The sequence below is a fragment of the Bogoriella caseilytica genome, from assembly GCF_003752405.1.
Classification (GTDB): Bacteria; Actinomycetota; Actinomycetes; order Actinomycetales; family Actinomycetaceae; genus Allobogoriella; species Allobogoriella caseilytica.
In genome coordinates this window covers 2,218,138-2,237,520 of sequence record NZ_RKHK01000001.1, presented here as the reverse complement: position 1 = coordinate 2,237,520, position 19,383 = coordinate 2,218,138, and the positions used below count along the sequence as shown (strand labels likewise).

18 protein-coding genes are annotated in these 19,383 nt (G+C 69.4%); 15 read left to right on the top strand and 3 right to left on the bottom strand.

The features are described 5' to 3' along the window. Nucleotides 1-3 precede the first annotated feature (3 nt). The 5 genes from EDD31_RS10015 to EDD31_RS09995 all read left to right on the top strand — a co-directional run bounded on the left by EDD31_RS10015 (nt 4) and on the right by EDD31_RS09995 (nt 6,349). Nucleotides 4-375, top strand: coding sequence for a hypothetical protein (locus EDD31_RS10015; RefSeq protein ID WP_123304024.1), 372 nt, complete (start codon nt 4-6; stop codon nt 373-375). 160 nt (nt 376-535) lie between these two features. Further along, complete coding sequence (locus EDD31_RS10010) at nt 536-991, top strand: DUF3817 domain-containing protein (RefSeq protein WP_245991119.1); 456 nt, start codon at nt 536-538, stop codon at nt 989-991. After that, the gene (gene guaA / locus EDD31_RS10005) at nt 988-2,610 is read left to right on the top strand and encodes a glutamine-hydrolyzing GMP synthase (protein WP_123304022.1); all 1,623 of its coding nucleotides are present in this window, start codon (nt 988-990) and stop codon (nt 2,608-2,610) included. Before EDD31_RS10010 ends, guaA begins: the two co-directional genes overlap by 4 nt. A gap of 161 nt (nt 2,611-2,771) precedes the next feature. Continuing rightward, nucleotides 2,772-4,598, top strand: a complete 1,827-nt coding sequence (locus tag EDD31_RS10000; RefSeq protein ID WP_245991117.1) for an ABC transporter ATP-binding protein — start codon at nt 2,772-2,774, stop codon at nt 4,596-4,598. Further along, on the top strand, nt 4,598-6,349 hold the full coding sequence (locus EDD31_RS09995) for an ABC transporter ATP-binding protein (protein ID WP_123305396.1): 1,752 nt from the start codon (nt 4,598-4,600) through the stop codon (nt 6,347-6,349). Before EDD31_RS10000 ends, EDD31_RS09995 begins: the two co-directional genes overlap by 1 nt. Nucleotides 6,350-6,394: 45 nt before the next feature. On the opposite strand, the gene EDD31_RS09990 is transcribed toward EDD31_RS09995, so the two are convergent. Further along, a complete protein-coding gene (locus tag EDD31_RS09990) occupies nt 6,395-6,736 on the bottom strand; it encodes a DUF2200 domain-containing protein (RefSeq protein WP_123304021.1) in 342 nt (113 codons plus the stop codon). Between the two features lie 19 nt (nt 6,737-6,755). Here EDD31_RS09990 and EDD31_RS09985 point away from each other — a divergent pair, with 19 nt between their 5' ends. The 4 genes from EDD31_RS09985 to EDD31_RS09970 are packed head-to-tail and all read left to right on the top strand — an operon-like array spanning nt 6,756 to nt 11,956. Further along, the gene (locus EDD31_RS09985; RefSeq protein ID WP_245991114.1) at nt 6,756-7,676 is read left to right on the top strand and encodes a CPBP family intramembrane glutamic endopeptidase; all 921 of its coding nucleotides are present in this window, start codon (nt 6,756-6,758) and stop codon (nt 7,674-7,676) included. A gap of 4 nt (nt 7,677-7,680) precedes the next feature. Then, nucleotides 7,681-8,598: an SURF1 family protein gene (locus EDD31_RS09980; protein WP_123304019.1), complete on the top strand. Its 918-nt coding sequence runs from the start codon at nt 7,681-7,683 to the stop codon at nt 8,596-8,598. 26 nt (nt 8,599-8,624) lie between these two features. Continuing rightward, complete coding sequence (pta, locus tag EDD31_RS09975; protein ID WP_123304018.1) at nt 8,625-10,760, top strand: phosphate acetyltransferase; 2,136 nt, start codon at nt 8,625-8,627, stop codon at nt 10,758-10,760. Between the two features lie 2 nt (nt 10,761-10,762). Further along, the gene (locus tag EDD31_RS09970; protein ID WP_245991110.1) at nt 10,763-11,956 is read left to right on the top strand and encodes an acetate/propionate family kinase; all 1,194 of its coding nucleotides are present in this window, start codon (nt 10,763-10,765) and stop codon (nt 11,954-11,956) included. 46 nt (nt 11,957-12,002) lie between these two features. On the opposite strand, the gene EDD31_RS09965 is transcribed toward EDD31_RS09970, so the two are convergent. After that, a complete protein-coding gene (locus EDD31_RS09965; RefSeq protein WP_148058923.1) occupies nt 12,003-12,191 on the bottom strand; it encodes a hypothetical protein in 189 nt (62 codons plus the stop codon). A 109-nt stretch (nt 12,192-12,300) separates the two neighbouring features. On the opposite strand from EDD31_RS09965, the gene EDD31_RS09960 reads away from it, so the two are divergent. The 6 genes from EDD31_RS09960 (at nt 12,301) to EDD31_RS09935 (ending at nt 17,705) form a co-directional block, all read left to right on the top strand. After that, nucleotides 12,301-13,194 (top strand): PH domain-containing protein, encoded by an 894-nt coding sequence (locus EDD31_RS09960; protein WP_123304015.1) that lies wholly within the window; start codon nt 12,301-12,303, stop codon nt 13,192-13,194. 45 nt (nt 13,195-13,239) lie between these two features. Next, on the top strand, nt 13,240-13,482 hold the full coding sequence (locus tag EDD31_RS09955; protein WP_123304014.1) for a hypothetical protein: 243 nt from the start codon (nt 13,240-13,242) through the stop codon (nt 13,480-13,482). Nucleotides 13,483-13,765: 283 nt separating this feature from the next. After that, entirely contained in the window at nt 13,766-14,314 is a 549-nt protein-coding gene (locus EDD31_RS09950; protein WP_170163265.1) for an RNA polymerase sigma factor, read from the top strand. After that, the gene (locus tag EDD31_RS09945; protein ID WP_123304012.1) at nt 14,311-15,441 is read left to right on the top strand and encodes an SH3 domain-containing protein; all 1,131 of its coding nucleotides are present in this window, start codon (nt 14,311-14,313) and stop codon (nt 15,439-15,441) included. The genes EDD31_RS09950 and EDD31_RS09945 overlap by 4 nt, the downstream gene beginning before the upstream one ends. A 121-nt stretch (nt 15,442-15,562) precedes the next feature. After that, nucleotides 15,563-16,102, top strand: a complete 540-nt coding sequence (locus EDD31_RS09940) for a DUF4269 domain-containing protein (RefSeq protein ID WP_123304011.1) — start codon at nt 15,563-15,565, stop codon at nt 16,100-16,102. A 106-nt stretch (nt 16,103-16,208) separates the two neighbouring features. Next, nucleotides 16,209-17,705, top strand: coding sequence for an HNH endonuclease signature motif containing protein (locus tag EDD31_RS09935; RefSeq protein WP_123304010.1), 1,497 nt, complete (start codon nt 16,209-16,211; stop codon nt 17,703-17,705). Between the two features lie 138 nt (nt 17,706-17,843). Here the strand turns inward: EDD31_RS09935 and EDD31_RS09930 are convergent, their stop codons facing one another. After that, nucleotides 17,844-19,247: a class II fumarate hydratase gene (locus EDD31_RS09930; RefSeq protein ID WP_281270435.1), complete on the bottom strand. Its 1,404-nt coding sequence runs from the start codon at nt 19,245-19,247 to the stop codon at nt 17,844-17,846. Nucleotides 19,248-19,383 lie beyond the last annotated feature (136 nt).

The window sequence follows — 19,383 nt, the reverse complement described above, 5'->3', positions numbered from 1 at the left end:
GCCATGAACACCGAGCACACCACCCCGCTGTCTCCGGCCACGCCCGGCACACCAGAGGGAGCCACCACTGAACTGACGGCAACCGGTCCTGCTGAGACCGAGAGGTTGCCCAGCGCGCCGGCTGAGGACGAGCTCACCACCGACGAGACGCCGCAAGTGTGGTCCGCAGCCAACACGACGCCACCTCCCGTGGCCCGGCGGGTCCGCAGCGGCACCTTGGTCTTCGGCATCATCATGACGCTGATCGGCCTGTGGGCCATTGCCGCCGGCTTCGGCTTGCGCCTCGATGCTCAGCTCGGCACCGCCGCCATCCTGGTCGCCGCCGCATTCGGCCTCCTGATCGCCGGCCTCACTCGACGCAGCCCCGCCTCCTGAGCGGTTGTCCCGGGCTCCGGCGTCGGGCTCTACCTCGGCGTTTGTGCTCACGAGATGTCGGAAAGAGTCGCTCCCCACGCGGCCATACCGACGTCGAATGAGCACAAACGCCGTAGAGGGGCACCCGCGGGCACTACAGCGCGTCGTAGACTGCACTCCCGTGAGCAACGAGCACACCCCCCAGGCAGCAGACGCCATCTCGGCGCCAGCCCCGGCGCCCCAGTCCGCGGACCAGCCGCGCGCCGTGGCGGACCGGGAACGCAAGGCCCGCACGGCGTTCCGCTTCTACCGCGCCCTCGCCTTCGTCACGGGCGTGATGTTGCTGATCCTCGTGGTCGAGATGATCATCAAGTACGTCATCCGCTGGGAAGAGGTCGTCCCCTACATCGAGTGGGTCCCCTTCGCGCACGGCTGGATCTACGTGATCTACCTGGCCGCGGTCTTCAACCTCTGGTCGGTGATGCGCTGGCCCTTCAAGCGGATCGTCTTCCTGGTCCTCGCCGGTGTGGTGCCGGTGCTGTCCTTCGTCATGGAGCGGCGCGCCTCGCAGTGGTTCGCCGAGGATCTGCCCCGGCTGATCGACCGGGCCCGCAAGACGGCTAACCTGGCTTCGTGACCAGCCCGCAGCACGACGGCGCCCCGGCCGTCGCCCCCGAGCAGCCCACGCCCCGCCCCGTCCTCGTCGTCGACTACGGCGCCCAGTACGCCCAGCTCATCGCCCGGCGTGTGCGCGAGGCCCGGGTGTACTCCGAGATCGTGCCGCACTCCATGTCGACTGCGGACATGCTCGCCAAGGACCCGGCGGCCATCATCCTCTCCGGCGGCCCGGCCTCGGTCTACGCCGAAGGCGCTCCGAGCACCGACCCGGCACTGTTCGACGCCGGGGTGCCGGTGTTCGGGATCTGCTACGGATTCCAGTCGATGGCCCGCGCCCTGGGCGGCACCGTCGCGCAGACCGGCACGCGTGAGTACGGCGGCACCGCGGTGGACATCACCTCCGAGGGCGCCCTCCTGGCCGGCTCCCCCGAGCGGCAAACCGTGTGGATGTCACATGGCGACGCCGTGCACGCCGCTCCCGAGGGCTTCACGGTGCTGGCCACCAGCGAGGGCTCACCCGTCGCCGCATTCGAGGATGTCGACCGGCGCCTGGCCGGGATGCAATGGCACCCCGAGGTCAAGCACTCCGCGCTCGGGCAGCAGGCCATGGAGCGCTTCCTGTACGACGTCGCCGGCATCACGCCTGAGTGGACGCCGGGCAACGTCGTCCACGACCAGGTCGAGGCGATCCGCGCCGCAGTGGGCTCGGACCGCGTGATCTGCGCGCTCTCCGGCGGCGTGGACTCCTCCGTGGCGGCGGCGCTGGTGCAGAAGGCGGTGGGCGATCAGCTCACCTGCGTCTTCGTGGACCATGGTCTGCTGCGCGCCGGTGAGGCCGAACAGGTCGAACAGGACTTCGTGGCCGCCACCGGCGTGAACCTCAAGGTGGTCGACGCCGAGGAGCGCTTCCTCCAGGCCCTGGCCGGAGTCAGCGACCCAGAGACCAAACGCAAGATCATCGGCCGGGAGTTCATCCGCGTCTTCGAGGAGGCCGCCCGGGAGGTGGTGGCCGAGGCCGAGGCCGAGGGCACCACCGTCGGCGGCGAGGTGAAGTACCTGGTGCAGGGCACGCTCTACCCCGACGTCGTGGAGTCCGGCGGCGGCGAGGGCGCGGCCAACATCAAGTCCCACCACAACGTGGGCGGACTACCGGACGACCTGCAGTTCCAGCTCATCGAGCCGCTGCGCACGCTCTTCAAGGACGAGGTCCGCGCCGTCGGGCTGGAACTGGGCGTGCCGGAATCCATCGTGTGGCGTCAGCCCTTCCCCGGCCCCGGCCTGGGCATCCGGATCATCGGCGAGGTCACCCGCGAGCGCCTCGACATCCTGCGCGCTGCCGACGCCATCGCCCGGGAGGAACTCACCAAGGCCGGACTCGACCGCGACATCTGGCAGTGCCCGGTGGTCTTGCTCGCCGATGTGCGGTCCGTGGGCGTGCAGGGTGACGGCCGCACCTACGGCCACCCCGTGGTGCTGCGCCCGGTTTCCTCCGAGGACGCGATGACCGCGGACTGGTCACGGGTGCCCTACGAGGTGCTCGCGACGATCTCCAACCGCATCACCAACGCCGTCCCGGAGGTCAACCGGGTGGTCCTGGACGTCACCTCCAAGCCGCCGGGCACCATCGAGTGGGAGTGAGGGCGGGCGCTCGCCCGGGCTCTCTCTAGAGAGCCACCCGGAGGCCTCGCCGCAGCATTCGCCGAGGTACCGGTGGCCGGCCGTCAGGTGTGAGCGACAGATCATCCAGAGATCGGAAAATCCGTCGCTCAGTGTCAGTGGTGCGGCCTAGGCTCCTTTTCGTGCTCGAACCCCTCTCCGGCCACCCCGGCCATCCCCCACTCACGCGTCCCTCGCGCTACTTGGCCTGGCTTGCCGGCCGGCAGAAGGGGCTGCTCAGTTTCGCCCTGATCATGGCGATCATCGAGGCCGCCTCCCTCGCAGCCGTGCCCTTCCTGCTCGGCCGCGCCCTGGACGACGGCTTGGAGAGCGGCCTCTCCGCCGAGCTGCTCATCTCGGTGGCCTGGCTGGTGGGCATCGGCATCCTCGGTGCCGCCGCCGCTGCCGTGGGACACATCGGGGAGATCGGCGCCTGGCTCAACGGCGCTTTCCGCACCTCCCGGCTCGTGGGCCACCATGTGACCCGCACTGGCGACTCCGTCACCGAGGAGATGTCCACCGGTGAGGTCGTCTCCACCGTGGCCACCGACTCCCACCACATCGGCAACCTCTACGAGCTGTTGCCGCGCCTGGTGGGGGCCGTCGTCGCCTACCTCGTGGTCGCCGTGGTGGTGCTGCAGCAGAACCTCGCTCTGGGCCTGGCGGTGCTCATCGGCCTCCCGGTCACGGCCACGGCACTCTCGCTGCTCATCAAGCCACTGCACACCCGCCAGTCCAAGCACCGCGAGGAAACCGGCAAGCTGACCTCGCTCGGCGCCGACACCGTCACCGGCCTGCGTGTGCTGCGTGGCATCGGCGGCGAGGACGCCTTCTCCACCCGGTACGCCGAGCAGTCCCAGCGGGTCCGTGCCGCCGGCGTGAGCGTGGCGCACACCTCCGCCCTGCTGCAGGGCCTGCAGGTGCTCCTCCCCGGTCTGCTCGTGGTCGCCGTGGTGTGGTTCGGCGCGCGCCTGACACTGACCGGCGAGATCACCCCCGGCCAGCTGGTCTCCTTCTACGGCTTCACCGCATTCTTGACGATGCCCCTGCAGGCAGCGACGCAGTTCCTCACCATCCTCACCCGTGCCCGCGTGGGCGCTAGGAAGGTGACCCGGGTGCTGGCCACCCAGCCTGCCGCCGGGAGCCTGGCCGAGTCCGAGGCGGCCGACGGCGAACCGCTGGTTGCCACCGACTCGCGCCCCCGCGAGCTGGTGGATCTGACCACCGGCGTGCGCCTCGCCCCCGGGCGCATGACTGCGCTGGTGTCGGGTACGCCCGATGACGCGGCCACACTCGCCCAGCGCCTGGGGCGGCTCGATGACCACGACGGCGACGTCTCCTACGGTGGGGTGCTTCTCAGCGAGCTCCCCGTGGCAGAGGTGCGCCGCCGCATCGTGGTGGCCGATGCCACGCCGCAGCTCTTCTCCGGCGTGCTGCGTGACGAGCTCGATGTGCGCGACACCGGCACCGATGCCAGCCTGCTCGAGGCGATCGACGTCGCGGCCGCGCACGACGTGCTCGAGTCCATGCCGGAAGGACTCGACGGCGAGATCACCGAGAAGGGCCGCTCGCTCTCCGGTGGCCAGCGCCAGCGCGTGGCCCTGGCGCGCGCGGTGCTGACCGGTGCGGAGACGGTGGTACTCATCGAACCCACCTCGGCCGTGGACGCCCACTCCGAGGCCCGCATCGCCGACCGGCTCACCGCGCACCGCGCCGGGCTGACCACCGTGGTGGTCACCGCCTCGCCCCTGGTGCTCGACCACGCCGACGAGGTGGTCTTCCTCGAGTCGGGCCCGGACGGCGTCAGCCATGAGGCCGCCCGCGGGACCCACCGCGAGCTGATCGACACGGTGCCGCGTTACCGCGCCGTCGTGACCCGCGACGTCGAGGAGGAACAGGAGGAGCAGGACGAGATCACCGCTGTCGACCAGCTCACCCGTGAGCACGAGACCGAAGGAGCTTGCCGATGATGCAGCTGCCGATTGCCGATCCGGCGACTGTCCGGGGGCGCTCCCTCGCGATCCTGGCTGGCTACCGCGGGCAGCTCGTGCGCGTGGTGACGCTCCAGGCCTTGGCCGCCATCGCGGCGCTGGCCGTGCCCTACCTGCTCGGCATCCTGGTGGACGCCGTGAGTGAGGGCACCACCGTCAGCGTCATCGACCGCGTGGGCATCGGCCTCCTGGTCGCCGTGCTGGCCCAGGCCGTGCTGATCCGCTACGCGCACCGCTACGCGATGATCCTGGGCGAGGAGATCTTCGCGGAGCTGCGCGAAGAGTTCCTGGCCGCCGTGACCCACCTGCCCCTGTCCACCGTGGAGAAGGCGGGCACCGGCGACCTGATCGGCCGCACCACGAACGACGTCGACCGCGTGCAGTGGATGATCCGTTTCGGGGTGCCGCGCGTGCTGGTGCTGGTTGCCACCATCCTGCTCACCGTGGTGGCTGCGGTCATCGCCTCACCGCTGACCGCGATCGCCGTGGTGGTCGGGATCCCGATCATCGTCTTCGTGGTGCGCCGCTACCTGCGCAAAGCCAACCCTGCCTACCTGCGCAACTCCCAGGCCTGGGCCGCGATGAACGGCACGCTGACCGAGTCGGTGGAGCAGGCCCGAGCCACGGACACCCTGGCGCTCGGCCCGCGCCGCCGGCGCCGCACCGATGAGGTGCTCGCGGAGGCCTGGGACACCGAGGTGGTGACCTTGCGGATGCGCGTCACCCTGTTCTTCTGGTTCGGCATCTCCTTCATGCTGCCGGTTGCCGTTGCGCTGGTGTGGGGGGCTTGGCTCATCAATGCCGAGTTGACCACCCTCGGCGCGGTGACCACCGTGGCGCTGTACCTCATGCAGGTGCGCCCCTCGGTGGGCGAGCTGATGTTCTGGGTGGACGAGGCCCAGGTGGCGCTGGCGTCCCTCGCCCGGATCTTCGGGGTCTCACTCGTCGAGCCCGACCGCGAGGTCTCCGGCGAGGAACCCGCCACCGAGGACGTCGAGGCTCACGACGTGCGCTTCGCCTACCGTGAGGGCGTCGAGGTGCTCAAGGGCATCGACCTCGACCTCATCCCGGGCGAGCGGCTCGCCGTGGTGGGTCCCTCGGGAGCAGGAAAGTCCACGCTGGGGCGGATGCTCGCCGGCATCCACCCGCCCACCGGCGGCGCGGTGACCGTGGGCGGCGTGCCGCTGGTGGACCTCGCGGAGGAGGATCTGCGTTCCCATGTGGCCCTGGTGACCCAGGAGCACCACGTCTTCGTCGGCACGGTGGCGGACAACCTGCGGCTGGCGCTGAAAGACGAGACCCGGGACCCGGCCACCGAGACCGCGATCCTGCGAGACGCGCTGGCGGCCGTCGACGCGCTGGAATGGGTCGACGCCCTCCCCGAGGGCATGGGCACCGCCATCGGGTCCGGCGCGCGGGAACTCACCCCGGGCCAGGCGCAGCAGATCGCCCTGGCTCGCCTGGTGCTCCTCGATCCGCACACGCTGATCCTGGACGAAGCCACCTCGCTGATCGATCCGCGGGCCGCCCGGCACCTGGAGCGCTCACTCTCCGCGGTGCTCGACGGACGCACGGTGCTCGCCATCGCCCACCGCCTGCACACCGCGCACGACGCCGACCGAGTCGCAGTCGTGGACGGCGGGCACATCGTGGAGCTCGGCTCGCACGATGAACTGGTGGCAGCCGGCGGCGAGTACGCCTCGCTGTGGGAGTCCTGGCAGCAGACCTGACGTGCCCGCCGGGCGTGAGCCATCGCTCGCGCCCGGCGGCGCAGTTCAGCTGCGCAGCACCTTCTCCATGGCCTTGCCCCGGGCCAGTTCGTCCACGAGTTTGTCCAGGTAGCGGATCTGCCTCATCAGCGGGTCCTCGATCTCCTCGACCCGCACCCCGCAAACGACGCCCGTGATCTTCTCCGCATGCGGGTGGAGCTCCGCCTGGGCGAAGAACTCCTCGAACGTGGTCTCGGCCTCGATCTGGCGGGCGAGCGCCGCCTCGTCGAAGCCGGTCAGCCACTCGATGACCTCATCGAGTTCCGCTCGCGTGCGCCCTTTGCGCTCCACCTTGTTCACGTAGTGGGGGTACACCGAGGCGAACGTCATGCTGAAGATCCGGCTCACATCTGCCAGCGTAGTGCGGGTGAACACCACAGGGGCCACATCCGACGTGCCGGAAACCGTGACGGAGTCACTCCCCTATCACCGGCTCGGGCACGCCGTGCCTCGCCCCCGGTGGTGGCGCCCGCTCCTCGCCCTGCTGCTCTCCGGGGGCTTCTTCCTCATCGGCATGCTCGGTCTGATCACCACTTTCGCGCTGGCCGGATCGCCGATCCTGGAGGATCCCCTGTCGCTCCTGGATCTCTACGATCCGGCGAACTTCGCCCTGAACTTCCTGCTGCTCATCCTGTTGCTGCCCAGCGTGCTGGCGGGCTTCCGGATCGTGGGGTGGAAACCGGTGGGGCTGCTGCACTCCGTGGCCGGACGGCTGCGCTGGCGGTGGATGGCGCGCTGCGTGCTACCCGCCGCCGTGATCATGACGCTGGTGCTCGGGGCAATGACCGCCCTGGACCTCGCGATCGACGGGCCCATCGAGATCGAGCCGGCGGCCTGGTTGCTCTTCGCGCTGATCCTGCTCCTGACACCCCTGCAGGCCGCCGCAGAGGAGTACGCCTTCCGCGGCGCGCTGATGCAAGCGATCGGGCAGTGGCTCAGGCATCCAGCATGGGCGATTCTGCTGCCCGCGCCACTGTTCATCCTCGGCCATGCTTACAACGCCCCCGGGCAGATCTCAGTCGGCGTCTTCGCCATCGCGATGGGGTGGGTCACCTGGCGTACCGGAGGCCTGGAGGCCGCCATCGTGCTGCACATCGCGAACAACCTCTGGGCGCTCCTTCACGGCGCCATCGGCCTCAGCAACCTCAACTCCACCGACGTCGGGTGGCTCACGGCCGTCAGCGGCAGCCTCGTGCCGATCGTCTACGCGGTGTGGATCGAACTCATGTGGCGACGGTCCCAATCACGCCCGAGCGCCACCCGTGAAATCGCGCGCGCCGTAGCCTGAACGGGTGCACCCCTCGGCTGTCGGCTCCCACGGCGTGGACGGCACACGCCGGGACTACCTGCGCGCCGCACTCACCGGGCGGATGATCGCCCTGCTGGTCTTCTTCCTGTTCGCCGCCGTGGTCTGCGTCATGCTTGCGAGCTGGCAGCTCGACCGTGCCGGAGCCCGCGGAGCTGCGGAGGCCGAGAGCGCGCATGCGGACCTGCTCGCCGCGGAGATCGTCCCGCTTGAGGATGTGCTGAGCCCGCAGACCTCCTTTCGCGAAGAGCACCTCGCCGTCCCGGTCGAGGTGACTGGAGAGTTCGGTGGACAGGTCTACGCACCCGGCGCCCGGATCGACGGCGAGGACGCCGTGCTGGTGATCGCCGAGTTGCGGGTGACCGGCGGGCAGCACGCCGGAGCCATGATCCCGGTGTTGCGCGGCTGGGTACCGCCGGAGGATCTCGGCCACGCCGACGACCCCGGCCTGCTGGCCGCCGAGCTGGACGAAGCTGCCGGCGCCCCTCCCCTCGCCCCTCCGGAGGGCGAAACCACGGTGACCGGCTGGCTCAAGGACAGTGAGCTGGGCCGGACCTCGCCAGGCCCCGGGCTCGTCTCCTCGGTCTCGACCGCTGAGCTGGCCAGCCTGTGGGGCGGCCCGACGTGGACCGGCTATGTGGTCGAGTTCGCTTCGATGGCCGAGCCGGAGGCGCGGATCGGCACGAGCTCCCCGGCGGGCCTGGCCCATGCGAGCCCGCCGGCCCCGGCCCAGGAGAGCGGCTTGAACATCCGGAACCTCGCCTATGCGATCGAATGGGTGATCTTCGGCGGTTTCGCCCTGGCACTGTGGGTGCGGATGGTGCGGGACTCGGTCCGGAACCGGCGCGAAGACGCCGCTCTGGCGGCGCAGGAGCCGGTCACGGAACCCGCTGTCAGCAGGTAAAGTTTTCGTTTGGGAGCCGAGCCGGAATGCACCTTTTCCGGACAGTCCATCGCGTCCACACAGCGAGGAGCATCGTGGCCCGCAGCATCTACATCGCCTCGGTCGAGGGGAGCACCGGTAAGTCCGCGGTGGCCCTGGGCCTGGTCCACTCCCTGGTCGCCCGCGTCGAGTCCGTGGCAGTCTTCCGCCCAGTGGTCCTTGCCGGAGCCGTGCCGTCGAGCGAGGACCCCGAGGGCGCGCACCGCGACGGCGTCGTCGACCTCCTGCTCACCGCGGGCAGTGAACAGGACTACGCCAGCGCCATCGGCGTCACCTACGACGATGTGCACGCTGATCCTGAGGCGGCACTGAGCCGGATCGTCGAGGCCCACCAGCGCCTGGCCCGTCGCTACGAGGTCATCGTGGTGGTGGGGTCCGACTACACCGACGACGCCACACCCGGCGAGCTTGCCTTCAATGCGCGCGTGGCCGCAAACCTCGGGGCGCCGGTCCTCCTCGTGCTCTCCGGCATCGGCCGGGGTCCGTCCGACATCGCCCGAGTGGCCGAGTCCGCCAAGGCCGAGATCGCGCACGAACACGCCACCGCCGTCGGCGTGGTGGTCAACCGCGCCGACCCCGAGCACCTGGAAGCGATCCGCGAGCGCCTGGCTGCCTCCGGCCCGGCCTGGGCGCTCCCGGAAGTGCCGCTGCTCCAATCCCCGATGGTGCGGGACCTGATGCACGCCGTGGACGGCACTCTCCTGGTGGGGGACGACGCCCTGCTCGACCGCGAGGCTGAACACCTGCTGGTGGCCGGCATGAGCCCGGAACACATCCTGGAACGTCTCTACGACGGCCAGGTCTGCGTCGCGGCCTCGGACCGCCCCGAGGTGCTGATCACCCTGGTGGCTGCGCACGCCTCCCAGGAGTTCCCCACGCTGGCCGCGATCGTGCTCAATGGCGGGCACGACGTACCCGACGACGTCCTGCGGATGGCGGACGGCCTCGGCCAGCGACTGCCGGTCATCGCCACCTCGCACGACACCTACCCCACCGTCTCGATCCTGGCGAACACCCCGGGCGCCTTCTCGCGCGGCACTCAGCGCAAGCAGGACGTCGCGCTCTCGCTCTTCGACGAGCACGTGGACCCCGACGAGTTGATCGCCGCGCTCGAGGTGCGGCGCTCCGAGGTGGTGACCCCGCTGATGTTCGAGGCGGGTCTGATCGAGCGCGCACGTTCGCAGCGCCAGCGCATCGTGTTGCCGGAGAGTGAGGACGACCGCATCCTCCGTGCCGCCTCCACGCTGCTCTCGCGCCAGGTGGCTGACCTGGTGCTGCTCGGGGACGAGACCCAGGTGCGGGCCAGGGCTGCGGAGATCGGTCTGGATCTCAGCGCCGCCACCGTCATCGACCCTGCCACCTCCGAGTTACTGGAGCCCTTCGCTGAGGAGTACACCCGGCTGCGCGCCCACAAGGGCATGACCGTGGACCGTGCGCGGGAAGTCATCCAGGACGTCTCCTACTTCGGCACCATGATGGTGCACACCGGCCACGCCGACGGCATGGTCTCCGGCGCCGCGCACACCACCGCGCACACGATCCGCCCGTCCTTCGAGATCATCAAGACCCAACCAGGAGTCTCAGTGGTCTCCTCGGTGTTCTTCATGTGCCTGGAGGATCGCGTGCTGGTCTACGGCGACTGCGCGGTCAACCCCGATCCGAGCGCCGAGCAGCTCGCGGACATCGCAATCTCCTCGGCCGAGACCTCCCTGGCCTTCGACGTCGAGCCGCGCATCGCCATGCTCTCGTACTCCACCGGGGATTCCGGGGCCGGCGCAGACGTGGAGAAGGTGCGTGCGGCCACGGCTCTGGTGCGCGAGCGCCGCAGCGACCTCGTGATCGAAGGGCCGATTCAGTACGACGCCGCCGTCGAGCCCTCGGTGGCACGCTCGAAGCTGCCCGAGTCCGATGTCGCGGGCCGGGCCACCTGCTTCATCTTCCCGGACCTCAACACCGGTAACAACACCTACAAGGCCGTGCAGCGCACCGCCGGCGCGGTGGCCATCGGTCCGGTGCTGCAGGGCCTGAACAAGCCAGTCAACGACCTCTCACGGGGGGCGCTGGTGCAGGACATCGTCAACACCGTCGCAATCACCGCGATCCAAGCCCAGGGAGAACGCTGAACGTGAGTGCTGCAGGCACCGTACTGGTCATCAACTCCGGATCGTCCTCCATCAAGTACCAGCTCCTCGACCCGCGCTCCGGGGTGGTGCTTGCCGCTGGTCTGGTGGAGAAGATCGGTGAGGGTGAGGCCCAGGTCAAGCACACCGCCGGTGCGGAGACCACGCGGCAGACTCGTGAGATCGCCGACCACGAGGCCGGGCTACGCGTGGTGCTTGAGCTCTTCGGGCAGATCGGCCCGGATCTCTCGGGGGCCGGCATCGTGGCGGTGGGCCATCGGGTGGTCCAGGGCGGTCGACGCTACAGCGCGCCCGTGCTCATCGATCAGGCCGTGGAGCAGGAGATCGAACGCCTCTCTCCCGTCGCACCGTTGCACAACCCGCCGAACCTGGCTGGTATCCGGGTGGCCCGCGAGCTGCTGCCGGACGTGCCCCACGTGGCGGTCTTCGACACCGCCTTCTTCCACGATCTCCCCACCGCGGCGGCCACCTACGCGCTCAACAAAGAGGTGGCCGAGGCGCACCGCATCCGGCGTTATGGTGCGCACGGCACCTCGCACCAGTACGTCTCCGAGCAGGTCTCCGCGACGCTGGGACGCGAGGACTTGCGGCAGATCGTGCTGCACCTGGGCAACGGATGCTCCGCCTCAGCCGTGGTGGGAGGCCGGGCCGTGGACACCTCCATGGGCCTGACGCCGCTGGAGGGCTTGGTGATGGGCACCCGCACCGGCGACATCGACCCGGCGGTGACCTTCCACCTGGTGCGCAATGCGGGCCTGTCGATGGCCGAGATCGACGACCTCTACAACAAGCAGTCGGGGCTCAAGGGCCTGGGCGGCCACAACGATATGCGGGTGATCGAGGAGCTCGCTGAGCAGGGCGAGCCGGATGCCTCGCTCGCTCTCGACGTCTACGTGCACCGGCTGCGCAAGTACGTCGGTGCCTACGCGGCGGTCATGGGCGGCCTGGACGCGCTGGCTTTCAGCGCCGGTGTCGGCGAGAACAGCCCCATCGTGCGCAGGCGTGCGCTCCATGGCCTGGAGTTCCTGGGCGTGGCGCTGGACGAGGATCGCAATGAGGCCGTGCAACGCGATGGATCCATCCAGGTCATCTCAGCCGAGGGATCCGAGGTCACGGTGCTGGTGGTCCCGACCAACGAGGAGCTCTCGATCGCCCAGCAGGCGCTCGCGGTGATCTGAACGGGTTTGCGACCGGGGCGGGTTCGAGACCCGGTCGCGTGCCCGGCTATGCCGGGTTCGGCGTACTCCGCCCCTGCTGTCCGCTGTCACCGTTGTTCTCCACAAAGGGCACGATGCTGGAGGCGTCCCCGACCTGACCGGAGCTGATCACCTGGAGGGCGATGTATCCCGCGACGACCGTCACGAGACTGTGGGTGATAGGGGTCCAGCCGGTCCAGAACTGCTCCATGTCCATCGTGTGATCTTGTCAGGATGCGGTTCACCTGGCGCGATGGGGTGACTCGGCAGTGGCGGTAGCCTGCATGTGATCTGTGGTTCCGCCCAGCATTGGACATCGAGGAACGATGACGCATTCAGGTTCTGCAGCTGCAGCCAAGCCCGGCGAGGATCTGCGCTGGCGCATTGCCCCACGCTGGGCGCAGGTCGCCCAGCTCGTGGTCGCATTGCTCTTTCTCGTCAATGTGGCGATTCAGAGCAACCTGAGTACGAGCGGTGGGTTGGTCAGCGTCGCGACGATGATCTCCTTCTTCGCGGCATGCACCTTTCTCGCGAACTTCATCGTGCTCGGCGGGTGGACCTCCGCGAACCGTGACGGACTGCGCACGTTCAACGGCCTCCGTCATTACGAGCTGCGCTGGGGCGAGATCGAGCAGATCGGGCGGAAGCGCCTCGCCATCTCGGCGACGGCCCGGAATGGCGAGACCGTCCGGCTCCCAGGGGTCATGCAGTCTCGCCTCGGCGAACTGACTCATATCTGGGCGCACTACCGGGGGGCCGACGTACCGCAGCAGGCGCTGGCCCACGATGCCCGTGGTGGACTGTGGCCCGTGGAGCCGTCGCGACGCTTCCAGATGCCCGGAGCGGTGCTCGCGATCCTCGCACTCGTCGGCGCGATGGTGACTGCTCTGGTCGTCGGCATCGCCGTTGGTCTCGCCACGGAGAACATCGTCTGGGTCATCCTCAGCATCAGCGTGCCCCTGGTGGTCTCCCTCATCCCGCCTGTGCGGATGGCCATTGCTGGGACCACGCTCACACCAGGCGGCATCGCCATCCGGTTGCCATGGACCACGCGAACCATCGCGTGGCAGGACGTGCAGCAGGTGGTCGGAGCCGGTGAGTACACCGGCGTCGTCAGCCGCGGTGGCCAGCGGTCGCTCTTGTACGGCGTGCCAGCAGCGCAATGGCAGGTGGTGGAGGGTCTGCGCGTGGCCGCTGGGCAGCGCCAGGGTTTTGCCTGAGGTTGACCTCTTGACGACGAATCGCTGACAAGGAACGATCAGCTCATGGAGCCCGCACCACGGCTGAGCCCCGGCGCACGATGGATCCCGGACGTGCGCGGGCACGGGCGCGGCGTGGTGGTGTCCGCCAGGCCTGAGGCCGGATTGATGACGATCAGCGTGTGGCGGGAGAACGTCTGCACGGCCACGCTCCGCCTCGAACCGGATGACGCTGCTGCGTTGATCAGTGCCCTCGCCGATGGTCTCGTCGACCTCGACGCTCCGGCGGAGCTGCGGCGACCGGCGTGAGGAACTCTCTACCACCCGGCGGGCGCCGGCAGTCATCCTGGCCGCGACACCGCAGACGGTGCCCACGCCGCACTCGAATGGGGAAATGATGACGAACCCGCGTTTCGGTGCGCACCACGGGCATCCTGGATCTGGCCCGCACGGCCCGTCCATGCCGGGCCTGGACTGACCTGACGGGGGACGGGCATACATCGGCCTGTAATACTTCCCGCTCGCCGGAAATACTCGGGGTGAGAGCAGGCTGTCGCAGCTGCCGACAGGGCATCCGAGTGGAAGGGCGCATGTGCCGGACTCACGAGGGCAGAGTGCCGACGACCACCGCGAGGAGTTCCGCGCCTTCTACACCGAGCATTATCGGCTGGTTCTCACCGTTGCCGAGCAGCGTCTGCGCGGACTCTCCGCCGCTGAGGATGCCACGGCCGAGACCTTCCGGATTGCCTGGGCGCACCATCGCGACGGCGCCGAGCTGAGCCTCCCCTGGGTCTACCGCACGCTCCGAAACGTCATCGGCAACGAGTACCGGCGTCGACGGCGCTCGGAGGAGTTCGTCCAGGGGGCAGGGCCGGTACTGGCGGGGGTCACTGAGGAGGAGCCGGCGGATGCGCTGCATGTGCGTCGCTGTGTCGCGGCGCTGCCCGAGGCGGATCGCGAGCTGATCCGGATGACCTATTGGGAGGAACTCAGCGGCGCGGAGATCGCCGGGATCCTGAGCTGCTCCGCTGCGGCCGCCCGTGTGCGCCTGCATCGCGCACGACGACGGCTGAAAGCGCTGCTGGCCGGGGACACCGGCGTCGTGGACATCGGTGCCGAGACGAAAGGGACGGCGTCATGAGCTTTGAAGACCGCATCCGCCGCGCCAGGCCTTCCAGCGGGCATCGCCATCTTCCGCTCACCCCGCGAGCCGAGCGCGACCTCAAGGAACTCCTCGACGGGACCACCACAACTGCGGATGGTGAGACCAGGCCGCAGGGCCACGTACCGCACGAACCTGCTTCGGTGGCGGCCAGCACGATGGTGCCGCTGAGACACGACGGAGGTGACGAGCGGCCCGCCAGGGCGCATCGCGCCTTGATGGCGCTGGTGGCTTGCGTGGTTCTCGCCATCGGTCTCCCACTCGGGATCCTCCTGTGGCCGGGCGAAGAGGACGCCGTACCTCCTGCTGTGCCGGGACCCGCCACCTCGGAACCGGCACCGAGTGATCAGCCAGCCGACGAGCCCGACGCGGAGCCAACGGACCAACCCAGTGGTTCCGCTGATTCAGCGGCTCCCGATGAACGCCTCACCGAGCTCCCCGACGGGGGAACGGAGCGTGTCGCGGACTCCGAGCTTCCCGGGCAGGACCGCACATCGCACGTCACGAACGCTGATCGAGTGGCCGATATCGTCATGGTCGATCACGACGACGTCCTCCACGTGCGTGCCGTGCCGGGCCCAGAGGGGGAGGTGGTCGGAGAGCTGCCGGCCGACGGTCACGTCGTTCTTGCCGGCCGCGAGCGGGCCCTCGGGCTCGAGGATGGCGAGGCGTGGTCGCCGGAGGAGAGCGTGTGGGCCGAGATCCGCCTGGACGACGGTTACGGCTGGGTGCACACCTACTACTTGGGATACCTGGGATACGTCGACGAGGATCCCGCGGTGGTCGACGATGTACCGCCGGCTACGGACCCCGCACAGATCGCTGCCTCGGTCGGAACGCGCGTGGCCTCGAGCTGGGAGCGGCCGGAGGGCGGTGCGGCCGCTCCGGCGCTCGGCGAGCCCGGCTGGTCTGTGGTGCACACCGAGCACGACGGCGGCCGCGCCCACTACTGGGTCGACGTCACGGGAATGGCCGACGATTCTGGCCGCGGCTCTCGCTATCAGCTCACCCTCCTCGATACCGGGCAAGGATGGGAGATCGACGAGGCGGTCGCCATCGCGATCTGCCGCCGAGGTGCCAGCGACGACTCGGGCTACTGCCAGTAGCTCCGCACGACCCTCGCGGGGAGCGGTGGGTGCCTGAGGGCCTGGGTGCCCGGACGTCGCGAGCGCACCCGGTAGCGTCGTGGCCGTGACATCTGCTTGCCGTCTTACGCAGCGTTTCCTTATGAGGGACTACCTCCGCACGGGGAACGCCCAGCAGCGGGCGGCTGCGCACACCCTCGACGCCCTGGAGCTGCACTCTCTGGTCACGGCGCGGGAATGGGTGCTGGCCGGCACGATTCCGATCGATATCGCCATCGATGGCTCGGACCTTGACGTGCTGGTGTGGGCCGACGACCCCGCGGCGACCCGCGATGAGCTGGCGGAGCGGTTCGGCGGGCGCCCCGGCTTTGCGAGCTGGCCGCACGGACGCGAAGCGAACGCCTGGTGTGTGAGCTTCGACGGGGACGGGGCGCCGGTGGAGTTCTTCATCCAGAACGTCCCGGTCGCCGAGCAGCGGGCCTTTCGGCACATGGTGGCCGAGGCCGCCCTGCTCGAGGCTCATGGGGTGTGGCTCCGCGAGCGCGTACTGGAGCTCAAGCGCGCGGGGATCAAGACGGAACCGGCCTTCGCGCAGGCATCAGGGCTCGAGCTGGGCGAGGACGGCGACCCTTACCTAGCGCTGCTCGACACCCAGGTGCTCGAGGCGGCCCTGCGCGGGTGACTGGTGTGCGCCCGGCTGGGGCGCAGCCGGGTATCTGGCCCGCGCCCGGCTGGCTCTCGCCCCAGCCCGTGACGGCAATGTCAGTGGCCGTACATATGTTTGATTCATGGCCAAGCGCGTCTTCGAGATCCCCGATCTGTCGGGCTCCGAACTCCTCGAGCAGTCCGCTCAGGTGACCGGACTGGAGCTCGCTGTGCTCGCCGACGCCGTCGCTGGCCCGCTCGATCCCTTCGACTCCCTCAATGCCGTAGCGCTGTGGGGCCGGGTGGCCTCCTGGGCTCAAGCACGGCAAGCCCAGGCCGCAGCCGCGGTCGAAGCACATGTCACAGCGATCTATGGTCCCGGTGATGTGGGGCGCCCTGACCCAACCTCGGACGGCCCGGGCGATTCCCGGAGCCGGCGCGCGATCGAGCCGCGCGCCTCCCGTGAGATCGCGATGCGGCTGGGCATCAGTCGTCCCGCTGCCGCCACCCTCATCAAGTCCGGCCGCGCCTGGCACGGTCCGATGAGTGCGACCGGTGAAGCCCTTGCCGAGGGCCGGCTGTGCTGGGCCAAGGCCCGCGCGCTCACCGGCGGCCTCGAAGGGCTCCCCGAACCACTGATCATGGACGTCGAGGACGCCCTGCTCCCCCGTGCGCCCGGCCGCACACCCGCGCAGCTCCGGCGCGACGTCGCCACGCTCGTCATCGCCGCCGACCCCGAGGGGGCGAGTGCCCGTCACCAGGCGGCTCGCGCCGAGCGCCGGGTGAACCGGCCTTCCCCCTTGCCCGACGGCATGGCCCGCATCTCGGCTGTCCTGCCCGCGGAAGACGCACTGGCGCTGGACCTCAGCCTCGATGGCGCAGCACGCCACGCGCGTACTCGGGCCGACGGCCGCACGAGCGATCAGTTGCGCGCTGACGCCCTCGCTGCCATCGGCCACCACGCCCTGACCACCGGTCGGGTCGAACTACCCGGCCAGGGGGCGATCACCGAGGAAGGTCAATCGGCACCTGCGCCACTGACCTTCCCTACGGCCGCCAGCACGGCTCCGCGGATCAACGTCACCGTCCCCGTCAGCACCCTTGTCGATGGCACCGTCGATGCCACGGGCAACGCCGATCCGTCTTCTGTAGACCTTCCCGAGGCGCAGACGGTAGCTGAACTCCACGGCTACGGCGCCATCGACCCCCTCACGGCGAGGTGTCTGGCCGCCGGTGGGATCTGGCGACGCCTGGTCACCGACGCCCCGACGGGCACGGTTCTGGATGTCGGCCGGCGCTCCTACCGGCCACCGGCGGAGCTGGCACGCTACGTCCGCGCACGCGATCACACCTGCAGCCGGCCCGGCTGCAGCGTGGGTGCCGAGGCCTGCGAACTCGACCATGTCCAGCCCTGGGAGCACGGCGGGGACACCTCGGCGACCAACCTGGTGGCCCTGTGCCCTAGCGACCACCGCGCCAAGTCCCGCGGCGACTTCCGGGTCAGCCGAGAGACCAACGGCACCATCGAGTGGACCTCACCGACCGGGCACATCTACCGCCGCGCGCCCGACGGCACCGTGGTCCACCTCGGGAAGCGTGACCACGAGTCGGCGCGGTCAGCCGGCCCACCGCCCTACTGATCGACAGCTGCCACGCTCGCAACAGCGGGCTCTCCCACGACCGCGGGCACACTCACGTCAGGTACCACTCTCGCGAAGGCTTGTGAAAGCGGCCCCACCCAGCAGGTCAGCGACCTCCCGGCAGGTTGAGGACGCAGCTCAGAAGTCCCCAGTCATGGAGCGCACGTCGAGAGCCGCGTCGAGCTGCTCCGCAGTGACCTCGCCGCGTTCGACGTACCCGAGCGCCTCCACGGCCTCGCGAACGGTCACACCTTCAGCCACGGCGTACTTGGCGATCTTCGCGGCTGCCTCGTAGCCGATCACACGGTTCAACGGAGTGACGATCGAGGGCGAGGACTCCGCGTACCGCAGCGTCTGCTCAGCGTCGGCCACGAGCCCGTCCACGGTCTTGGTGGCCAGCACCCGGGACATGTTGCCCACCAGGGTGATCGACTCCAAGATGTTGCGCGCCATCACCGGCAGCGTCACCAACAGGTCGAAGTTGCCCTGCGCGCCGGCGAAGGCGATCGCGGCGTCGTTGCCGATCACCTGGGCGGCCACCATCACGGTCGCCTCGGGAACCACTGGGTTGACCTTGCCCGGCATGATCGAGGAGCCCGGCTGCAGGTCGGGGATGCGCAGTTCACCCAGGCCGGTGTTCGGGCCCGATCCCATCCAGCGCAGGTCATTGGCGATCTTGGTCAGCGAGACCGCGATCGTGCGCAGTGCGCCGGAGGTCTCCACCAGGGAATCCTGCGCGGCCTGCGCCTCGAAGTGATTCGAGGCTTCCACCAGCGGAAGGCCGGTGTTCTCAGCGATCAGCTCGATCACGCGGGCCGAGAAGCCCTCGGGGGTGTTGATCCCGGTACCCACCGCGGTGCCGCCCAACGGCAGCTCGGCCAGGCGAGGCAGCGTGTTCTCCACCCGCGCGATGCCGTAGCGCACCTGGGTCACATAGCCCGAGAACTCCTGGCCCATCAGGATCGGCGTGGCGTCCATCAGGTGCGTGCGCCCCGACTTCACCACATCGCGGAACTCCTCGGCCTTGCGCTCCAGAGAGGTGGCCAGCACCTCCAGGCCGGGCAGCAGTTCCTGCGTCGCTGCCTGGTAGGCGGCCACATGGATCGAGGAGGGGAACACATCGTTCGAGGACTGCGAGGCATTGACGTGGTCATTCGGGTGCACCGCACGCCCCAGGCGCTTCGAGGCGAGATTCGCGATGACCTCGTTGGTGTTCATGTTCGAGGAGGTGCCCGAGCCGGTCTGGAAGACGTCCACCGGGAAGTGGGAGTTGTGCTCGCCGGCGATGACCTCGTCGGCGGCGGAGACGATGGCCTCCGAGACGTCCTGCTCCAGTACCCCGAGCTCGGCGTTGGCGATGGCCGCGGCCCGCTTGACCTGACCGAGCGCCGCGATGTGGTGCGCGGAGATACCCCGACCGGAGATCGGGAAGTTCTCCACCGCCCGCTGCGTCTGCGCGGAGTAGAGCGCATCGCGCGGGACGCGAACCTCGCCCATGGTGTCGTGCTCGATGCGGTACTCGGTCTCGGGCGTCTCGCTCACGCTGTCAGTCCTTGCCTTGTGGGTACGGAAAAGTCGGCGCGGCCATTCTCGCACCCGCGCGCACCCACCACGCGGGGAGACACCTGTCATCCAAGCGCACCGGCGCCGCGGAGACGCCGCACCGCGGGGCGCAGCA